General features: G+C 60.6%; 22 protein-coding genes. 10 read left to right on the top strand and 12 right to left on the bottom strand.

What is annotated here, in order from left to right; translation table 11 throughout:
- Positions 1 to 403: 403 nt before the first annotated feature.
- On the top strand, positions 404 to 1195 hold the full coding sequence (locus AC1UK9_RS19565) for a crotonase/enoyl-CoA hydratase family protein (RefSeq protein ID WP_482578325.1): 792 nt from the start codon (positions 404 to 406) through the stop codon (positions 1193 to 1195).
- 108 nt (positions 1196 to 1303) lie between these two features.
- Here AC1UK9_RS19565 and AC1UK9_RS19570 read toward each other — a convergent pair whose 3' ends face one another.
- A complete protein-coding gene (locus tag AC1UK9_RS19570; RefSeq protein ID WP_025113149.1) occupies positions 1304 to 2059 on the bottom strand; it encodes a spermidine synthase in 756 nt (251 codons plus the stop codon).
- A 153-nt stretch (positions 2060 to 2212) separates the two neighbouring features.
- Here AC1UK9_RS19570 and AC1UK9_RS19575 point away from each other — a divergent pair, with 153 nt between their 5' ends.
- Positions 2213 to 3559, top strand: coding sequence for a class II 3-deoxy-7-phosphoheptulonate synthase (locus tag AC1UK9_RS19575; protein WP_204895215.1), 1347 nt, complete (start codon positions 2213 to 2215; stop codon positions 3557 to 3559).
- Positions 3560 to 3810: 251 nt separating this feature from the next.
- Here AC1UK9_RS19575 and AC1UK9_RS19580 read toward each other — a convergent pair whose 3' ends face one another.
- Positions 3811 to 5037 carry a winged helix-turn-helix domain-containing protein gene (locus AC1UK9_RS19580; protein ID WP_025113147.1) on the bottom strand — a complete coding sequence of 409 codons (1227 nt, stop codon included), beginning with the start codon at positions 5035 to 5037 and terminating at the stop codon, positions 3811 to 3813.
- A 64-nt stretch (positions 5038 to 5101) separates the two neighbouring features.
- Entirely contained in the window at positions 5102 to 5323 is a 222-nt protein-coding gene (locus tag AC1UK9_RS19585) for a DUF1127 domain-containing protein (RefSeq protein WP_025113146.1), read from the bottom strand.
- A 96-nt stretch (positions 5324 to 5419) separates the two neighbouring features.
- On the opposite strand from AC1UK9_RS19585, the gene AC1UK9_RS19590 reads away from it, so the two are divergent.
- Entirely contained in the window at positions 5420 to 6274 is an 855-nt protein-coding gene (locus tag AC1UK9_RS19590; RefSeq protein WP_025113145.1) for a LysR substrate-binding domain-containing protein, read from the top strand.
- Here the strand turns inward: AC1UK9_RS19590 and AC1UK9_RS19595 are convergent.
- Positions 6264 to 7013, bottom strand: coding sequence for a sulfite exporter TauE/SafE family protein (locus AC1UK9_RS19595; RefSeq protein WP_482578326.1), 750 nt, complete (start codon positions 7011 to 7013; stop codon positions 6264 to 6266). The genes AC1UK9_RS19590 and AC1UK9_RS19595 overlap by 11 nt on opposite strands.
- A gap of 109 nt (positions 7014 to 7122) precedes the next feature.
- Between AC1UK9_RS19595 and AC1UK9_RS19600 the strand changes: the two genes are divergently transcribed.
- From AC1UK9_RS19600 to AC1UK9_RS19610, 3 genes are all read left to right on the top strand, one after another.
- Complete coding sequence (locus AC1UK9_RS19600) at positions 7123 to 8079, top strand: LysR family transcriptional regulator (RefSeq protein ID WP_025113143.1); 957 nt, start codon at positions 7123 to 7125, stop codon at positions 8077 to 8079.
- 73 nt (positions 8080 to 8152) lie between these two features.
- Positions 8153 to 8626, top strand: a complete 474-nt coding sequence (locus tag AC1UK9_RS19605; RefSeq protein WP_473013180.1) for a MarR family winged helix-turn-helix transcriptional regulator — start codon at positions 8153 to 8155, stop codon at positions 8624 to 8626.
- Between the two features lie 338 nt (positions 8627 to 8964).
- Positions 8965 to 9384 (top strand): organic hydroperoxide resistance protein, encoded by a 420-nt coding sequence (locus AC1UK9_RS19610; RefSeq protein ID WP_007964807.1) that lies wholly within the window; start codon positions 8965 to 8967, stop codon positions 9382 to 9384.
- A gap of 188 nt (positions 9385 to 9572) precedes the next feature.
- Here AC1UK9_RS19610 and AC1UK9_RS19615 read toward each other — a convergent pair whose 3' ends face one another.
- The gene (locus AC1UK9_RS19615) at positions 9573 to 10142 is read right to left on the bottom strand and encodes an elongation factor P (RefSeq protein WP_025113141.1); all 570 of its coding nucleotides are present in this window, start codon (positions 10140 to 10142) and stop codon (positions 9573 to 9575) included.
- 48 nt (positions 10143 to 10190) lie between these two features.
- Positions 10191 to 11333 carry an elongation factor P maturation arginine rhamnosyltransferase EarP gene (gene earP, locus AC1UK9_RS19620; RefSeq protein WP_025113140.1) on the bottom strand — a complete coding sequence of 381 codons (1143 nt, stop codon included), beginning with the start codon at positions 11331 to 11333 and terminating at the stop codon, positions 10191 to 10193.
- A gap of 124 nt (positions 11334 to 11457) precedes the next feature.
- On the opposite strand from earP, the gene AC1UK9_RS19625 reads away from it, so the two are divergent.
- Together AC1UK9_RS19625 and AC1UK9_RS19630 are read left to right on the top strand one after the other, a co-directional pair.
- Positions 11458 to 11868: a hypothetical protein gene (locus AC1UK9_RS19625; RefSeq protein ID WP_025113139.1), complete on the top strand. Its 411-nt coding sequence runs from the start codon at positions 11458 to 11460 to the stop codon at positions 11866 to 11868.
- Positions 11869 to 11870: 2 nt separating this feature from the next.
- Positions 11871 to 12353 (top strand): GreA/GreB family elongation factor, encoded by a 483-nt coding sequence (locus tag AC1UK9_RS19630; protein WP_025113138.1) that lies wholly within the window; start codon positions 11871 to 11873, stop codon positions 12351 to 12353.
- Positions 12354 to 12362: 9 nt separating this feature from the next.
- Here the strand turns inward: AC1UK9_RS19630 and cysB are convergent, their stop codons facing one another.
- The 5 genes from cysB to AC1UK9_RS19655 form a co-directional block, all read right to left on the bottom strand.
- Positions 12363 to 13337: an HTH-type transcriptional regulator CysB gene (gene cysB / locus AC1UK9_RS19635; protein WP_007908591.1), complete on the bottom strand. Its 975-nt coding sequence runs from the start codon at positions 13335 to 13337 to the stop codon at positions 12363 to 12365.
- A 113-nt stretch (positions 13338 to 13450) separates the two neighbouring features.
- Entirely contained in the window at positions 13451 to 13954 is a 504-nt protein-coding gene (locus tag AC1UK9_RS19640) for a universal stress protein (protein ID WP_025113137.1), read from the bottom strand.
- Positions 13955 to 14052: 98 nt separating this feature from the next.
- A complete protein-coding gene (locus AC1UK9_RS19645; protein ID WP_482578327.1) occupies positions 14053 to 14958 on the bottom strand; it encodes a 5'-nucleotidase in 906 nt (301 codons plus the stop codon).
- Positions 14959 to 14986: 28 nt separating this feature from the next.
- The gene (locus AC1UK9_RS19650; RefSeq protein ID WP_473013183.1) at positions 14987 to 15943 is read right to left on the bottom strand and encodes a putative 2-dehydropantoate 2-reductase; all 957 of its coding nucleotides are present in this window, start codon (positions 15941 to 15943) and stop codon (positions 14987 to 14989) included.
- On the bottom strand, positions 15940 to 16326 hold the full coding sequence (locus AC1UK9_RS19655; protein WP_473013184.1) for a thioredoxin family protein: 387 nt from the start codon (positions 16324 to 16326) through the stop codon (positions 15940 to 15942). Before AC1UK9_RS19655 ends, AC1UK9_RS19650 begins: the two co-directional genes overlap by 4 nt.
- Between AC1UK9_RS19655 and AC1UK9_RS19660 the strand changes: the two genes are divergently transcribed.
- Together AC1UK9_RS19660 and AC1UK9_RS19665 are read left to right on the top strand one after the other, a co-directional pair.
- The gene (locus AC1UK9_RS19660) at positions 16325 to 16768 is read left to right on the top strand and encodes a PilZ domain-containing protein (protein WP_025113133.1); all 444 of its coding nucleotides are present in this window, start codon (positions 16325 to 16327) and stop codon (positions 16766 to 16768) included. The genes AC1UK9_RS19655 and AC1UK9_RS19660 overlap by 2 nt on opposite strands.
- A gap of 129 nt (positions 16769 to 16897) precedes the next feature.
- Positions 16898 to 17974 (top strand): 3-deoxy-7-phosphoheptulonate synthase, encoded by a 1077-nt coding sequence (locus AC1UK9_RS19665; protein ID WP_482578328.1) that lies wholly within the window; start codon positions 16898 to 16900, stop codon positions 17972 to 17974.
- Positions 17975 to 18037: 63 nt separating this feature from the next.
- Here the strand turns inward: AC1UK9_RS19665 and AC1UK9_RS19670 are convergent, their stop codons facing one another.
- The gene (locus AC1UK9_RS19670; protein WP_025113131.1) at positions 18038 to 18319 is read right to left on the bottom strand and encodes a GNAT family N-acetyltransferase; all 282 of its coding nucleotides are present in this window, start codon (positions 18317 to 18319) and stop codon (positions 18038 to 18040) included.
- Positions 18320 to 18638 lie beyond the last annotated feature (319 nt).

The following is an 18638-nucleotide window of genomic DNA, read 5'->3' on the forward strand; positions in this document are numbered from 1 at the left end:
ATCCGCAAAGACCCATGCTCCAAAGCTGCACATGCCGTGTTGAGACTCAAGAGTCGCCCTGGCAGCTTTGTCGGCGGGGATTTGCGAAAACGTATGAATGAAAAAGAATCGTCAAGGAAGAGCCCGCAGTGCGGACGTGCAGCCGAAGCTGACTTCGGGGAATTGCGCTACCTAAACGCGGCCCGGTTAAAGGCCGGCGCGCACTATACCGGAATTTGCCAAAAAAGGGAGCTTTTTTTATCGCCTGAATCCGTGTGTCACCGCTGTGTAATGGGGTTTTGCGGATAATCGTGCGAAGGTCTATTTTGCAAAGGCCCGGCCCTGCGGGTGATGACGCTTAAACGATTCATCGATGTGCGGCATACCGTCGCTGCACCCGCCCTTCCCGCCCGAGGATTTACCCATGAATCAGCCCTGCCCCGGCCGCGTCAGCCGTGAACGTCGTGGTCATGTCCACCTGATCGGCCTGGATCGGGCCGCCAAACGCAATGCGTTCGACCTCGACCTGCTCAATGCGCTGAGCCTGGCCTACGGTGAATTCGAGGCCAACAGCGAAGCGCGGGTGGCCGTGGTGTTCGGGCATGGCGAGCACTTTACCGCCGGTCTGGATTTGTTGAACGCGAGTGCTGCGCTCGCCGAAGGCTGGCAGGTTCCGACCGGCGGTTGCGATCCGTGGGGCGTTTTCGTTGGGCCACGGGTCAGCAAACCGGTGATTGTCGCCGCGCAGGGTTACTGCCTGACCATCGGAATCGAGTTGATGCTCGCGGCGGATATCAACCTGTGCGCAAGCAATACCCGCTTCGCGCAAATGGAAGTGCAGCGTGGGATTTTTCCTTTTGGTGGCGCGACCTTACGCTTTCATCAAGTGGCCGGCTGGGGCAATGCCATGCGCTGGCTGCTGACCGGTGATGAGTTCGATGCGCATGATGCGCTGCGCCTGGGACTGGTGCAGGAAGTGATGGCCAGTGAGGACCTGTTGCCCCGAGCGATCGAACTGGCCGAGCGCATTGCCCGACAGGCCCCGCTGGGCGTGCAGGCGACGCTGATGTCGGCGCGGCAGGCACGCTATGAAGGCGAGACGGCGGCGGCGCAAGGGTTGCCGGCGCTGGTGAAGAAGTTGCTCGGCAGTGAGGATGCCAAGGAGGGGGTGCGTTCGCTGGTTGAGCGGCGGCCGGGGATTTTCAAAGGGATCTGAAAATCATGGCGCCTGTCAGGGCGCCATCGCGAGCAGGCTCACTCCCACAGGGGGAATACATTCCAAAGTGGGAGCGAGCCTGCTCGCGAAAGGGCCATCACTGACGACTCAAGTCGCCGGGCGAATCGCCTTGATCAGCGACTGCAACGAATACCCCAACTGTGGCGCCAGCGCTTCAGCCCGGGCCGTCAGAGCTTGCATGTCCAGCGCCTGATCGAGGTCGGCCGGCACAATCAGAATCACATTGCCCTCCTTCACCGGCAGCTCCCAGTAGTGCCGGTGATAAAGACCGCGCAACAGCGCCGCACCCAGTGGTTTGCCGTCATCGGTGGCCCACTGGTTGATCACCAGCCAGCCGCCCGGATTCAGGCGCTTCTGACAGTCACCGAGAAAACTCCAGGCCAGATGCCCGACACCCGGGCCGACATCGGTATACAGGTCGACAAAGATCAGATCCGCAGGCTCGGCCGTCGGCAGCAGTTCCAGCGCATCGCCGACACGAATGTAGAGGCGCGGGTCATCATCCAGCCCGAGGTATTCGATGGCCAGGCGCGGTACATCCGGGCGCAGTTCGATGGCTTCGACGTCTTCCAGCGGCAGGAACTTGAGGCAGGCCTGAGTCAGCGTGCCGGCACCGAGGCCGAGAAACAGCGCGCTCTCCGGTTGTTCGTGGCACAACGCGCCAATCAGCATTGCCCGGGTGTAGTCGTACTCCAGCCAGCTCGGATCGGCGGTAAACACGCAGCTCTGCTCGATGGCATCGCCGAACTCCAGAAAGCGGTAATCGGCCACTTCCAGCACGCGAATCACGCCGAACTCATCCTGTACCTCGGCGAGCAACAGCTCGACGCGCTCCTCAGTCATTTCGTCTCCTGATGGTCACCGGGCGCGGTGACGCGATGGCACCGCTCAGGCGCCGTGGCAAAGCGGCGATTGTCGGTGATGGGGCGGGAGCAGGTCACGCACTAATTGCTGCTACCATGGGCTTCCCGTGCGTAGAACCAATTAGAGACCGTGATGAGCCAACCGTGGAGCCCTGACAGCTGGCGCGCCCTGCCGATCCAGCAACAACCCCAATACCCCGACGCTGCGCATCTGCGCCAGGTCGAGCAGACCCTCGCCAGCTACCCGCCACTGGTGTTTGCCGGCGAAGCGCGGGAGCTGCGCCGACAGTTTGCCGAAGTGACTCAGGGCCGGGCGTTCCTGCTGCAGGGCGGCGATTGTGCGGAAAGCTTCGCCGAGTTCTCGGCAGCGAAGATTCGCGATACGTTCAAAGTGTTGCTGCAGATGGCGATCGTCATGACCTTTGCCGCCGGTTGCCCGGTGGTCAAGGTCGGGCGCATGGCCGGCCAATTCGCCAAGCCGCGCTCGGCCAACGATGAAACCATCGATGGCGTAACCCTGCCGGCCTACCGTGGCGACATCGTCAACGGCATCGGTTTCGACGAAAAAAGCCGCGTGCCGGATCCTGAGCGTCTGCTGCAGTCGTATCACCAGTCCACCGCCACCCTCAATCTGCTGCGCGCCTTCGCCCAGGGCGGTTTTGCCGACCTGCATCAGGTCCACAAGTGGAACCTCGATTTCATCGCCAACTCGGCACTGGCCGAGAAATACAGCCACCTCGCCGACCGCATCGATGAAACCCTGGCGTTCATGCGCGCCTGCGGCATGGACAGCTCGCCGCAACTGCGCGAAACCAGTTTCTTCACCGCCCACGAAGCGCTGCTGCTGAACTACGAAGAAGCCTTCGTGCGCCGCGACAGCCTGACCAACGATTACTACGACTGCTCGGCGCACATGCTGTGGATCGGTGACCGCACCCGTCAGCTCGACGGCGCCCACGTCGAATTCCTGCGCGGGGTGAACAACCCGATTGGCGTAAAAGTCGGCCCGAGCATGAACCCGGACGACCTGATCCGTCTGATCGACGTGCTCAATCCGGACAACGACCCCGGGCGCCTGAACCTGATCGCGCGGATGGGCGCGAACAAGGTCGGCGATCACCTGCCGGCACTCCTGCGCGCGGTGCAGCGTGAAGGCAAACAGGTGCTGTGGAGCTCGGACCCGATGCACGGCAACACCATCAAGGCCAGCAGCGGCTACAAGACCCGCGACTTCGCGCAGATCCTTGGCGAAGTGAAGCAGTTCTTCCAGGTGCACGAAGCCGAAGGCACTTATGCCGGCGGGATTCACATCGAGATGACCGGACAGAATGTCACCGAGTGCATCGGGGGGGCGCGACCGATTACTGAAGACGGGTTGTCGGACCGTTATCACACTCACTGCGATCCGCGGATGAATGCCGATCAGTCGCTGGAGCTGGCGTTTTTGATCGCGGAAACCCTGAAGCAGGTTCGGCGCTGAATCCGTCAGGTATCTAGCGTCTGACCGGCCGCCTTCGCGAGCAAGCCCGCTCCCACATTGGATCTGTGTCGTTCACAAGTCCCCTGCTCGCGAAGAGGCCAGCTCAAGCCCCGGCCAATCGGCCATCCGCCGCAAATTCAAGGCCAGCGCCGGCATCCCCTCATCTCCCAGTCCCGGCTCCTCCTCCCACATTGGATCTGTGTCGTTCACAAGTGCCCTGTGGGAGCGAGCCTGCTCGCGAAGAGGCCAGCTCAGTCACAGCCAATCTGCGCCAATGCCACCCGCAACCGCCCCGCACTCTCTCGCTGACAATTCAGTTGCACCCGCTCAAGCCCCAGCCAATCGGCCATCCGCCGCAAATTCAAGGCCAGCGCCAGCATCCCCTCATCTCCCAGCCCCGGTTCCTCCTCGTGCACCGCGTGCACCGCCAGGCGTCCCGACGCCCGTTCGGCGCGTAGATCGACCCGTGCGGCAATCCGCTCGTTGTGCAAGAACGGCAATACGTAATAGCCGTAGACCCGCTTGTCCTGCGGCGTGTAGATCTCCAGTCGATAGCGGAAATCGAACAAACGCTCGGTGCGACTGCGCTCCCAGATCAACGAGTCGAACGGCGACAACAGCGCACTGGCGACAACTTTGCGCGGCACTTTCGGTTCCGGCAGGCAATAGGCGATCTGTCGCCAACCGGCAACTTCGCAGGTCTGCAATTGCCCGTCCTCGACCAGTTCCGCCAGTCGCGGTCGAGCATCTCCCGGATTCAGGCGAAAGTAATCGCGCAGGTCTTTTTCAGTGCCGACACCCAACGCCTGGGCCGCATGCAGCAGCAAACCGCGCTGGGCTTCGGCTTCATCCGGCAGCGGCTGCTGCAGAACCGGCGCCGGGATGACCCGCTCCGGCAAATCATACAAACGCTCAAACCCCCGGCGGCCGGCCACAGTCACTTCACCGGCAGCAAACAACCATTCCAGTGCATGCTTCTCCGCGCTCCAGTCCCACCACGGCCCGGCCTTGTCTTCGCGGGTCGACAGACTGCCGGCGCCCAGTGCGCCTTGCTCTTCGACAGATGCCAGCACCCGGCGAATCGTCTCCTGCTGCTCACGCCCGAACCTGGCCAATTGTTGATAGATGTCTTCACCACGCCTGGCGCGCTGCATGCGCCAGCCGAGTAACGGATACATCGACAGCGGCAACAATGACGCTTCATGGCCCCAGTATTCGAACAACGTGCGACGTCGCCCCGAACTCCAGGCAGCCTGGTCGAGCAAATCAGAGGAATAGGCACCCAGACGGGAAAACAGCGGCAGGTAGTGCGAGCGCACCACGGCATTGACGGAGTCGATCTGCAGCAGGCCCAGCCGTTCGATCAACCGGTTGAGCTGCGGCGCCTTGACGGTCGGCGGCTGGCGCCCGTTGAACCCTTGGGCAGCCAGCGCCAGACGTCGCGCCTGTTTGAGGGAAAAGGCCAGAGTCGCGGGCATGAACATCTCCTTGTCTGCTCGCAACCTACCTCACTTGAAAGTGGTTTGTGTAGTAAGGCCCTGATCATTTATGCATCGGATCGTCCCAGAACGGCCGGATGGCCTCGTGCTCAACGTCGGCACGGCTGACCCCGATGTCCTTCAGTGCTTCGTCGCTCAGACTGGCGAGCAACTCGCGTTCGCGGTGTAGTTCATACCAGCGGCTAAACTTGTGCAGCAGGTCGGAAACGATATGGCCGTGGCCGGAAAATTTTGTTTCGTCTACATACTCTCTTTGACCTTTCATCGTGTTGCCCTCCTTGTGGATGGCTCAAGTCTCGCGCTGGCGCTAAGATCAATCCAACGAATGTTTCTGATGGCATTCATCACGGAGATTCATCAATTGTCGGCCTACCCCAGTATCGATACCGATGTCCTGCGCACCTTCGTCGCGATTGCTGACCAGGGCGGTTTTACCCGCGCCGGCGAAATGGTCAACCGCACGCAATCGGCAGTGAGCATGCAGATGAAGCGTCTGGAAGAAGACGTGCTGCAGCGCCAGTTGTTCGAGCGTGACGGCCGTCAGGTACGACTGACCGCTGAGGGCCAAGTGCTGCTCGGGTATGCGCGGCGCATCCTCAAGTTGCACAGCGAGGTGTTCAACACCCTGCGCGAACCGCACATGGTCGGCACCGTGCGCATCGGTACGCCGGATGATTACGTGATGCGATTTCTGCCGGGGATCCTGTCGCGGTTTGCCCAGTTCTATCCGCTGATCCAGATTGAAGTGCACTGCGAATCCAGCAAGCAGTTGTTGCAGCGCACTGACCTCGACTTGTCGATCGTCACGCGTGAGCCGGGCAACGAGATTGGTCAGTTGCTACGCAAGGAGCGTTTCGTCTGGGCCGAGGCGCAAAACTTCAGCGCTCACGAGCAGACGCCGCTGCCGCTGGCGATGTTCAACAGTGATTGTTTTTGCCGCTTGTGGGCCTGCAATGCGCTGGACGCAATGGGCCGTGATTACCGCATCGCCTATAACAGCACCAGCCTGTCGGCGCTGATGGCGGTGGTGAGCGCGGGTCTGGCGATCACTGCGCAACTGGAAAGCCTGATCACCCCCGACATGCGCATTCTCGGCGCTGCCGAAGATCTGCCGCTGCTGCCCGAAGCCAGCATCATGCTGATCCGCAACCTGAACAATCCGTCGCCGATCACCGAATGCCTGGCCGAGCACATCGTCGAAGGCTTCAAACTTTAAGGGCGAGCATTACCGCACACAGCACCAGAAAACCGCAGAACAGCCCGCGCAGCAGCCTTTCCGGCATGGCGTGGGCCACTTTCACGCCCCAACTGATGCTCGCCAGACCGCCGGCGGCCAGCGGCAGGCCGATCATCCAGTCCACCTCGTGATGCACCGCGTACGTCACCAGCGTCACGCCGGTGCTCGGCAACGCCAGAGCCAGCGACAGGCCCTGAGCAACCACTTGGGTGGTGCCGAACAGGCTGGTCAGCACTGGCGTCGCCACCACGGCCCCGCCGACACCAAACAGTCCGCCCATGGTTCCGGACGCCGCGCCTAGCACGCCGAGCCACGGCCAGGAATAACGCATCTCGGAAGTGGCAGACGGTTGCTTGCCGAACATCTTCAGCAAGTTGTACGCCGAGAGCACCACGAGGAAAGCGACAAAGCCGATGCGCATGGTTTGTGCATCGATGCCCACCGCCCAGATCGAACCGATCCAGGCAAAACAGAAGCCCATGAGCGCCAACGGCAGTGCATGGCGCAGTTCGATGCGATTGCGCTGGTGATAGCGCCACAGCGCCAGCATCACGTTGGGCACGACCATCACCAGCGCCGTGCCTTGGGCGATCTGCTGATCGAGACCGAACCAGACACCCAGCAGCGGAATCGCGATCAGCCCACCGCCGATGCCGAATATGCCGCCCAATGTGCCAAGGGCGGCGCCAAACAGCAGGTACAACAAAAACTCGAGCACAGCGATTCCCTCATCCGTCAGGCGATTCATCCTACGCAGTCGAGGCTGGCGGGGAAACGCACAGCAACGCACAATGGCTATGCCAACTTTGCACAAGCACTGAACACTCATGAACCCCAATCAATTGACCGACCAGCTCGGGCTGTTTCTCGACGTGTTGGAAAGCGGCAGTTTTTCTGCGGCTTCCCGTCGTCATCCATTGACGCCTTCCGCCGTGGCGCGGCGCATCGACAGCCTGGAAAGTGCAGTCGGCAGCCAGTTGTTCATCCGCAGCACCCACGCCGTGCGGGCTACACCGGCCGGGCTGGCGTTTGCCGAACGGGCACGGCGCATCGTCAGCGAACTGCAACTGGCCCGGGCCGAAGCGGTGTCGTTGAGCAGTGCGCCGGAAGGCTTGATCCGCATTGATGCCCCAGCTGCGTTCGGTCGCCGCCATCTGGCGCCAGTGATTGCCGACTTTCTGGTGTTGTACCCGGGCCTCGACGTGCAATTACACCTGATCGACAGCTTCATCGACATGCACGGCTCGAACCTGGGCAAGGTCGACCTGGTCTTGCGTGCCGGGCAAATGGCCGATACGCGGCTGGTCGCTACCCCGCTGGCCAGCATGGTGCGCATTGCTTGCGCCAGCCCCGACTACCTCAAGCGGCGCGGTGCGCCGAGCCATCCCGGTCAGTTGAGTGAACATGACGGACTGGATTGGGAAGGCCTTGCCCCGCCCTTCGCCTGGCGCTTCGAACAGGACGGGCAGATGCAGTTGCATCGCCCCTCGCGTATCCGCATGAGCGCCAACAATGCCGAGGCGCTGGTGTGCGGTGCACTGGCCGGGCTGGGCATCGCGCATTTGCCGACCTGGCTGGCCAGTGAGTACCTGCTGCGTGGCGAGCTATTGCCGCTGTTCTGCGAGAACGGTCTGCCACAACCGGAGACCACCGGCATTTATGCACTGCGCATGGAACAGCAGACCCACTCGCGCAGCCGCTTGCTCCTCGAATACCTGAAGACTCGCTTCAGCCCGGTACCACCGTGGGATCTGGCGCTGCAACGAGAACTGGGCCGGCACTAGATTCGGGATAATTATCTGGCGCCTTAAACATTCGCGCGCTAGATTCAAACCCTTCATCGAACCAGGCTTTGCCATGACCACCGAACGCGACATCACCGACAACTGCGATCAACTGCTGCTGGATAACCAGGCCTGCTTCGCCCTGCATTCCACTTCGCTGATGATGACCAAGGTCTACAAGCCGCTGCTGCAAGCGCTGGGCCTGACCTATCCGCAATATCTGGCGATGATGGTGCTGTGGGAAAAAGACGGTTTGACCGTGGGTGAAATCAGCGCGCGGTTGCTGACCGATCCGGGGTCATTGACGCCGTTGCTCAAGCGCCTGGAAGGCGAAGGCCTGCTCAGCCGTACGCGCAGTCGCGAGGATGAGCGGGTGGTGATCGTCGAATTGACCGCACAGGGCCGGGCCCTTCGTGACCAGGCCAAGCGCGTTCCGCAATGCATCCTGGGCGCCAGCGGCTTTACCGTCGAGCGCCTGCAACACCTGCAGTCGGAGCTGCAAGCCCTGCGCAGCCACCTGCAAGACAGCCTGACCGAGTCCACCTGATTTCCCTTTGTGGGAGCGAGCCTGCTCGCGAAGGCGTTCTTCCAGCCCACACCTTCGCTGACTGACGCACCGCTTTCGCGAGCAGGCTCGCTCCCACAGGAACCTCCTGCTGATCTGAAAATATTGACGCTGCGAAAATTATTTTGCTGGCTTTGATTCGCCTTAAGCCGCTCTAGAACAAACCTTCCAGCCGGCCGCACCACCGCGCTTGGTGGCATATCCCGATTTTCCTCAATAAATTATCTTGCGCACTAAACATTAGCGAGCTACATTCATCTCGCACTTACTTAGCGCGCAAACAATTAGCGCAACAAAATACACCCAACGAGGCCCACACCATGCAAACTCTCTACACTGCAATCGCAACCTCCACTGGCGGCCGTGACGGTCGTGCGATCTCCAGCGACAACATCCTCGATGTCAAACTCGCCACTCCGAAAGAACTCGGCGGTGCCGGCGGCGCAGCGACCAACCCGGAGCAACTGTTCGCGGCTGGCTACTCGGCCTGCTTCATCGGTGCACTGAAATTCGTGGCCAGCCAGACCAAACGTAAAATCCCCGACGACGCCTCGATCACCGCCCATGTCGGTATTGGTCAGATCCCTGGCGGTTTCGGTCTGGACATCGACCTGCACATCAGCCTGCCGGGTCTGGAACAAGCGGATGCGCAGAGCCTGGTCGAGGCGGCGCATCAGGTCTGCCCGTACTCCAATGCGACCCGCGGCAACGTCGATGTGCGCCTGCACACCACCGTTTAAAGATCAAGCCCCTCCCCTGTGGGAGCGGGCTTGCTCGCGAATGCGGTGTGTCATCCAGCGAAGTGTTAACTGCCAGGACGCCTTCGCGAGCAGGCTCGCTCCCACGGGGCCGGTGTTGAAGGTGAAATCGCAGGCACAAAAAAGCCCGGCTCAATGGCCGGGCTTTTTCTTTCCGCGAAAAGCCGTGCTTATTTGGCACGGCCTTTGTAGGAACCGCCTTCGCGGGTGTCGATCTCGATCTTGTCACCGATTTCGATGAAATCAGCAACCTGCAGCTCAGTACCGTTGCTCAGCTTGGCTGGCTTCATGACTTTGCCGGAAGTGTCGCCGCGAGCCGAACCTTCGGTGTAGTCAACTACGCGCACGATGGTGGTCGGCAGCTCTACGGAAACCAGACGCTCTTCGAAGAACACGGCTTCGCAAACGTCGGTCATGCCTTCTTCAACGAAAGGCAGAACGCTTTCGATGTCTTCGGCGTTCAGCTCGTACATGGTGTAGTCAGTGGTGTCCATGAACGTGTAGGTGTCACCGCTGATGAAAGACAGGGTGGCTTCTTTACGATCCAGGATCACGTCGTCCAGCTTGTCGTCCGCACCGTAAACGGTTTCGGTCTTGTAACCGGTCAGCAGGTTCTTCAGCTTGGTCTTCATGATCGCGCTGTTACGGCCCGATTTGGTGAATTCAGCTTTCTGAACCAGCCAAGGATCGTTGTCGATACGGATCACGGTACCGGGTTTGAGTTCTTTACCAGTTTTCATTGCGAATATCCGAATTTGGATGGGATTTACAAAAATCTAGGCCGCGTATCATATCCAATTTAGGTAAAACTGTACCAGCGCCGTGGCAAGATCCGCCTGCAAGCCTTGTTCCAGACACCATTGCTCGGCGTTTTCCTGCAGCTGCGGCCAATGTTTACGGGCCTCTAGCCAGTGCTCGCCGATCGGTTGCCCGGCACTCCAGGCTCGCCACAGACCGTTCATCGCCTCGGCCGCCGCCGGCGAAAGACCTTTCGTGTACAGCGCAAGGAAGGCGTCGAGCTTGTCCAGATGGATGTCTTCGTCCTGCTGGTAGATGTGCCAGAGCATCGGGCGCCCGGCCCACTGTGCCCGGACAAATGAATCTTCCCCGCGCACCGCATTGAAGTCGCAGCACCACAGCAACTGATCGTATTGATCCTGGCGGACGAACGGCAACACTTGCACCGTCAGCGCCTGCCGTACGTTGAAGTCGCCGGCGGCCAGCGAATCGACTCCGAGCCAGCGCGCGACGTCGCCGAGAATCCGCCCTTCCGGCACCAGCAGGTGGGTTGGCACAGCGTCGGCAGCCAGCACGTCCAGCCAACTGGCAAGCCCGGCATTTTCGTAGGCAAACAAGGAGATCAATTGTGCATCCGGTGCACGATCAACCCCCAGCCCCAGCAGGAATTGTCGCTGCGCCCCGTCGTCGGCCTGAAACGCACGACGCCGCTCTAGCAAGCCCCGTTCACGTAGCAACCCGCCAGTGCCTGGCTGAAACCCCGGAAAGAAGAAAAACTTCTGCACCGATTTGTACTTCACCGAGGGCAAGCCGTGACAACCGCTTACCCAGTCTTCGGCGCTGAGGTAATCGAGGTTCATCCACAGCGGCGGTTGTTGCCGCTCGGCCATGGCGTCCATATAAGCGGGTGGCAACTGGCAAGCGAAAGCGGCGATCACCACGTCCGCCGCGGCCGTCTGCGGCCAGTCACTCGGCCAGTGCCGCACCTCGACCCCCTGCTGCGATTGCTGCGCAACATGGATATCGATCTCGGGGCAGATACGCTCGAAGGCGCGCAAGTCATCGACCCACAGGCGCACAGTCATGCCATGCTCGGCCACCAGTTGCCGGGCCAGACGCCAGGTCACGCCGATGTCGCCATAGTTGTCGACCACGGTGCAAAAAATATCCCAGCGGGTTTCCGATACCGACATGCAAGACTCCCGTTGGCAAAAGCGCTGATTGTCCGCATAAATGACGTCGCGCAGAAGAGCCGACGGCGATTAATCTTCGTGCGACAATCGCCACTTGCCCGCAATCATCCGCCAGGAGGCAGCCATGCCCTATCGTCCCAACCCACGTCGTCCGTTGCCTGTTCAGCTTAGCGCGCTGCAACTGACCGGCAGTATTGCCCTGGGCATGTGGCTGGGCTTTCTGGCCATCGCCCTGACCTGCTGGCTGCTCTCGCGTTTCATGTTCACCGAACAACTGGCGCCTGTCGCTCAGGCGGTGCAGCAGCTGGCCAAGCCGCCAGCGGCCGTCCAGGTACAACCGGACATTCCGCCACAGAGCCCGCTGTTCGAGCAGTACGAAGAGAACCTGCGCAAGAACGAACAGCAGGCACGTCTGGATCAGGCTCGCGGTAGCAGTCGCAACCAGTCGAATGCGAAATGCCAGTTCTGGCTGCAACAGGACCAGACCGCGCCGAGCGAAAAGAGCCGCGCCAACGTTTTGCAATTCTGCGATTGATCATGAACAAGCACACCGTCCACCAACTGATCCTCGACAAACTGCGCGTCGACCTCGACATCGCCGAGCGTGCCGCGCAGACCGCTTACGAAACCGCGACCCACGAAGAGAACATCGCCGAGAACAAATACGACACGCTCGGGCTTGAGGCGTCTTATCTGGCGGCGGGTCAGGCGAAACGGGTCGAGGAAATCCGCCAGTCGCTGGCGCTGTGCCAGAACCTGGCGCTGCGCGCCTACGATGAAAATCGCGGCATCGAGATCGGCGCCCTGCTCGGTCTGGAAGACGAAAAGGGTCGCGAGCAATGGCTGTTTCTGGCGCCGGATGCGGCAGGCCTGAAAGTCGATGTGGTGGGTCAGCCGATTACCGTCATCACCCCGCGCTCACCGCTGGGTAAAAGCCTGCTGGGCAAGTTCGAGGGTGACGAGGTGGAGATTCTGGTGGCGGGCACCCGGCAACAGTTCGCTGTCACCGAGGTGCTCTGAGGCAGGTTCTTAGTGGACCGGCAGTTCGACGCCGTCGAACAGCTCTTCCAGCTCCTGCTTGTTGTGGCACTGAATGGCTTTGGCCATCACTTCACGGGTCAGGTGCGGAGCGAACTTCTCGATGAAGTCGCACATGAAACCACGCAGGAACGTGCCGCGACGGAAACCGATCTTGGTGATACTCGACTCGAACAGCTCGCTGGCATCCAACACCACCAGGTCGTTGTCCAGTTTGGTGTCGACAGCCATCTTGGCCACGATGCCCACACCCAGGCCCAGGCGCACGTAGGTTTTGATCACGTCGGCGTCGGCAGCGGTGAACACCACTTTCGGCGTCAGGCCACGATGGCTGAAGGCCTCGTCAAGTTTCGAACGGCCGGTGAAACCGAACACGTACGTCACGATCGGGTATTCGGCCAGCGCTTCAAGGGTCAGCTTCGGCAGCTTGGTCAGCGGGTGCCCCTGCGGCACCACCACGCAGCGGTTCCAGCGGTAGCACGGCATCATCACCAGGTCACCGAACAGCTCGAGCGCTTCGGTGGCAATGGCGAAATCAACGGTGCCGTCAGCGGCCATTTCGGCGATCTGCATCGGCGACCCCTGGTGCATGTGCAGCGCCACGTCCGGGTATTGCTTGATGAAATTGCTGATCACCGGCGGCAGTGCATAACGCGCCTGGGTGTGGGTGGTGGCGATCGACAGGGTACCTTTCTTCTCGTTGGAGAATTCCTGGGCAATCTGTTTGATGCTTTCAACTTTGCGCAGAATCTCGCCAGCGGTGGTGATGATACGCTCGCCGGCCGGCGTGACGCGGGTCAGGTGCTTGCCGCTGCGGGCGAACACTTCAACGCCAAGTTCGTCTTCCAGCAGGCGGATCTGTTTACTGATACCCGGTTGCGAGGTGTAAAGGCTTTGGGCTGTAGCGGAAACGTTGAGGTCGTGGTGCGCCACTTCCCAGATGTAGCGCAATTGTTGAAGCTTCATATGTATCCCTCAAAGCAGGTAGACGCCACGGGCATCAGCGACGGTATATAACTATATTAATGGTTTGATGAATAAATCTAGAACTTTTTTATCAAAACGCCATTATTACCGCTTCAGCGATCCCCCCGACGCCGACGCTCCACCAACGGCACCAGATAAACCGGCACCTTGGCCAATTGCAGGACTCGCGTGGCCGTGCGCCCCAACGGCGTTTCCACCCCCACACCGTGGCTATGCGTGCCGACGATCAGCAAATCCACCGAGAGCTTTTGCACCTGGTCGAGAATCACCTGCGCCGGATCGCCCTGCAGCACCCGAACCGCGCGAATCCGCTGCAGATCCTGCTCGCCCTCGTCCCCCAGCTCTTCGCGAAAACTGTCGAGCACCCGCTGTTCGATATTGGCGATGACAGTTTTCAGACCCTGACTGTGGAATTCGTTCAATGCCTGCTCGTCGAGATAGCTTTGCAACACCGACTCGGCAAACAACCCCATAGGCTCCACCGCATGCACCACATACAAGTCGGCATTGAATGTTCGCGCCAACGCCAGGGCATGCTGCATCACTAACGGTGCGTACAGACCGAGGTCAGTGGCATACAGCATCGAACGAATCATATGACCTCCTCGCGTGCCAACATGGCGGAGATTTGATTCAGCTTAGCAGTGCCCAGGCGAGTACGACGTGCGACGCAACGTCTTGAAGCACAGGGGCTTTAGATCGACGGTTCGTTGCTGATGCCGTGCGGCACGTGGCCGGTGGCGACCACTTCGCGGGCGAGCTCGCAGTGGCCGGCCTGATCGTCGAAAAACACATCGGCAGCAAAGGCTTCGAGAAACGCCGATTTGGTCAGCCCGCCGAGGAACAACGACTCGTCGAGACGGATGTCCCACTCGCGCAAGGTGCGGATCACCCGCTCGTGGGCCGGCGCCGAACGTGCGGTCACCAGCGCCGTGCGAATCGGGCAATCGTCCTCGGGGAACTCGCGCTGCAGCGCATTGAGCGCCGCCAGGAAGCCTTTGAACGGCCCGCCGCGCAATGGCTCGCGCGCCGCCTCACGCTCCTTGGCCTGAAACGCCTCCAGCCCGCCGGACTGATAAATGCGCTCGGACTCATCGGAGAACAGCACCGCGTCGCCATCGAAGGCAATGCGCAACTCCTCACTGGCAGCACGACTGGCGCCACCGGACAGAATTGTCGCGGCAGCAAATCCGGCGTCCAGCGCGGCGCGTACATCTTCGGCGTGCGTGGACAGAAACAGATCACAGCCAAAGGCTTTGAGGTACGGATACGGACTGCGCCCGCCGACGAATGCCGCCCGAGAGATGTCCAGCCCATAGTGATGGATCGAATTGAACGCGCGCAGACCGGTGTCGGCACTGTTACGCGAGACCAGAATCACCTCGACCCGGGCGCGGTCGAGGCGACTGTTGAGGCTGAGAAGTTTTTCCACCAGGGGAAAGGCATCGCCGGGGGCGAGAATCTCGTCTTCGTGCTCGATCTGATATTGCCGGTAGGCTTCGACGCCGCTCGACAGGTAGACCTTGTGACTCTCGCTCAGGTCGAACAAGGCGCGAGACGAAATCGCCAGCACCAGCTTGTCATCGATGTTCTTGGCCATGCCTTCCCCCACTTCCCGAAAAACCGACTCAGGTGTTGCGTCGGTCGATGAAACTCAACGTGCGATACAGCGCTTCAATACGCGGCAGTTCACACCCTGCCGCCTTGGCTGCCGCCAATGGCCGGGCATAAATCGCTTCCAGCTCCAGCGGCCGCTTGTGCAGAAAATCGTGGTACATGCTCGGCCAATAGTCGGGCATTTTCTCGGTCATCATGAACAGGTACTCGGCGTAACCGGGCGGCATGTCGTGACCACAGGCCCTGGCGCCCTGCACCACTTCGGCCATCAAGGCCTGGATCAGCGCGCGACTGTCGGCATCAGCCATCAGCGGCGAGGTACTGGCACCGAGCAACACCGAGAGGCCGTTGTAGGGAATATTCCAGACCAGTTTCTGCCAGCGCGCCTGATGCAGATTGGGCATCGCCTGTGAATCGATGCCGGCAGCACGGAACAGCCCGGAGCCCTCCTCGACGATCGCCATGCGCCCTGCGTCGTCCGCCGCCGGGCCGCTGTGGTAACCGACGTTCACCGCCCCCAGAGCCTGATGAGTAATGTGCCCGGGGCCTTCGCGATGCACGCAGATCAGGCACAGACCGCCGAGCAGATGCAGGGAATCTGGCAGCAACTCGCGCAAGCTGTCTTCGACATCGAGGCCGTTTTGCAGCACCAGCACTTTCGCACCGGGTTTGGCCGCAGCGATGATCGCCGGGGCCAGCCCGGCGCTGCTGGTGGTCTTGGCGCCCACCAGCAGCCAGTCGCAGGCCGGCATGTCCTCGGCCTTCGCATAGGCCTGCACCGGGTTCAGCGTCAGCGTGCCATGAACGGCACTGTCCACCTGCAAACCACGTTCGGCCACTGCGGCGAATTCACTGCGCAGTAAGAAGTGCACATCGCAACCGGCTCGCGCCAGCATCAAACCGTAGAATCCCCCAATCGCGCCGGTGCCGATAATCCCCACCACCGGTTTGCTGACCTCTCCCATCATGGCAACTCCTCTGCAATTCGACCCAGCGCCTGCGCCACTGCCGCGTTCAGCGCGTCGGCTGTCAGGCGCGTGTGCAATGCCCCAAAGAACTCACCGTCGCGCACTACAAACAGCGCCGGCAAATGAAAGACCTGATAGCGCTCCACCAACCCGCCATTGTCGCCAGCATCGATCCAGCACAGGCGATCGACCGCCAGCTCGAACCCGGGCAACACCTCCCTGGCAAAGCGGCAGCTGGAGCAGCCGACACTGGTGAAAATCACCAGTGAAACACCGCTCATCGCCAGCAGCCGCTGGTCGGCGTCAAAATCGGTCAGCTGCGATTCGACCACTATACTGGGTGAAACAATGTCAAATGGCCGACACAGGGAGTCTGTGCTCATGGGACGTTTCATTCCTCATCCGGACGAAGTGCCTGTCGAATTAACGCTACTCAAGCCCGAGTGCATTTCCAGGCAACAGCTGCACACTATCAGCCTCGGCGGGATCGCTTGCAATTATCACCGCGCCTGGCGCCACGGCACCGCACTGCAAGTACGCATGCCGACGCTCAACTCCGACATTTGTTACCCAGGCTATGTGGCGTGGTGCCTGCGGCGTAAAAAGGGCTATCTGGTGGGGATCGCGTTCACCGATGAGCAGACGCTGTTCAGCGCCCGAATGGGCGAACAGGTGTGCCAGATCGAACGCTATTGCCGCATGAACGAGGCCCACGACGACCTGCAGGATATTCAGGCGCTGGCGCTGCAATGGGTCGAACAACACGCCGACGAGTTCTCTCACGACAGCGTTCGCAAGGCTTTTGCCCAGCCAGTGCTGGATTAAAGCGGCGTTTGCCCATTGTCGAGCCGCGTCTGACGCGCTAAGGTTCGGCTCCCCGACGCGCTTAAATCTGCTGTGCTCCGCCGCGCGGGGATCGCTGGCGGCCGGCACCCGTGACCTGACGAGTAAACGATGGCTGATTTACCGATCAACGACCTAAACGTCGCCTCTAACGAGACCCTGATCACTCCCGATCAGCTCAAGCGTGATATCCCTCTGAGCGACGCTGCCCTGCGCACCGTCACCAAGGGCCGCGAAGTCATTCGCAACATTCTTGATGGCACCGACCACCGTCTGTTCGTAGTGATCGGCCCGTGCTCGATCCACGACATCAAGGCTGCCCACGAATACGCTGACCGCCTCAAGGAACTGGCGACGGAAGTCTCCGATACCCTGTATCTGGTCATGCGCGTGTATTTCGAGAAGCCACGGACCACCGTCGGCTGGAAAGGTCTGATCAACGATCCGTACCTCGACGACTCGTTCAAGATTCAGGACGGCCTGCACATCGGTCGCCAGTTGCTGCTGGACCTGGCCGAAAAAGGCCTGCCGACCGCCACCGAAGCCCTCGACCCGATCTCCCCGCAGTATCTGCAGGACCTGATCAGCTGGTCGGCGATCGGCGCGCGCACCACCGAATCGCAGACTCACCGTGAAATGGCTTCCGGCCTGTCCTCGGCCGTCGGCTTCAAGAACGGCACCGATGGCGGCCTGACCGTGGCGATCAATGCCTTGCAGTCGGTCTCCAGCCCGCACCGCTTCCTGGGGATCAACCAGGAAGGTGGCGTGTCGATCGTCACCACCAAGGGCAACGCCTACGGTCACGTGGTGCTGCGTGGCGGCAACGGCAAGCCGAACTACGATTCGGTCAGCGTCGCCCTCTGCGAGCAGGCGCTGAACAAGGCGAAGATCAAGCCGAACATCATGGTCGATTGCAGCCACGCCAACTCCAACAAGGATCCGGCCCTGCAACCGCTGGTGATGGAGAACGTCGCCAACCAGATCCTCGAAGGCAATCAGTCGATCATCGGTCTGATGGTCGAGAGTCACCTGAACTGGGGCTGCCAGGCGATCCCGAAAGACCTCGCCGACCTGCAATACGGCGTGTCGATCACCGACGCCTGCATCGATTGGGCTGCCACCGAGAACACCCTGCGCAGCATGCACGCCAAACTCAAGGATGTTCTGCCGAAACGTCAGCGCAGCTGATCAGCGTTTCGCAGGCATAAAAAAACGCCGGGCTCAGCCCGGCGTTTTTGTGTGTAGGGTTTGTCAGATTTTCGCGGCGCGCTTCTGATGGCGCTCCATGTAGCGCTCGACGTAGGAGCACGACGGTATCACCGTGTAGCCCATTTCCTCGGCGTATTGCAGCGCGCTTTCAGTCAGCGCAGCCGCAATGCCCCGGCCACGCAGCGCGTTGGGCACGAAAGTGCGATAGATATCCAGGGTCTGTTTCCCCAGATCCATATAGGTCAGGTAGGCACGATGACCGTCCACATTGGTCTCGAACTGATGACCAGCCTGGTCATGGTGGATGGACAACGCCTCGCTCATCACTACTCCTCGCGGGTCTTGAATTCTGACCCCTACCTTACCGATGTTTTTCCGGCGAAGGAACATCTACGCCACCCCGTGCCTGATGAACACCGAGAAGAGCCACACCGATCTCGCACAACCGAGCACGTGATAAATAGTAGGCACCATTGGCGAAAATGCTCAAGGTGCGCTCGTCATCATGCTCATTGACCGGGTGACATCGATGGGCGTAGTGGCAGGCGTGGGGAAGATCTTCCCGAAGCGCTCACCTGAACATTGCCGAATGTCGAGACTTAAGACGTAGCGTCTTGTTTAAAGTCACCTCAAGAGAGACAAA

The sequence above is a fragment of the Pseudomonas sp. AK-TSAG1-1 genome, from assembly GCF_056821665.1.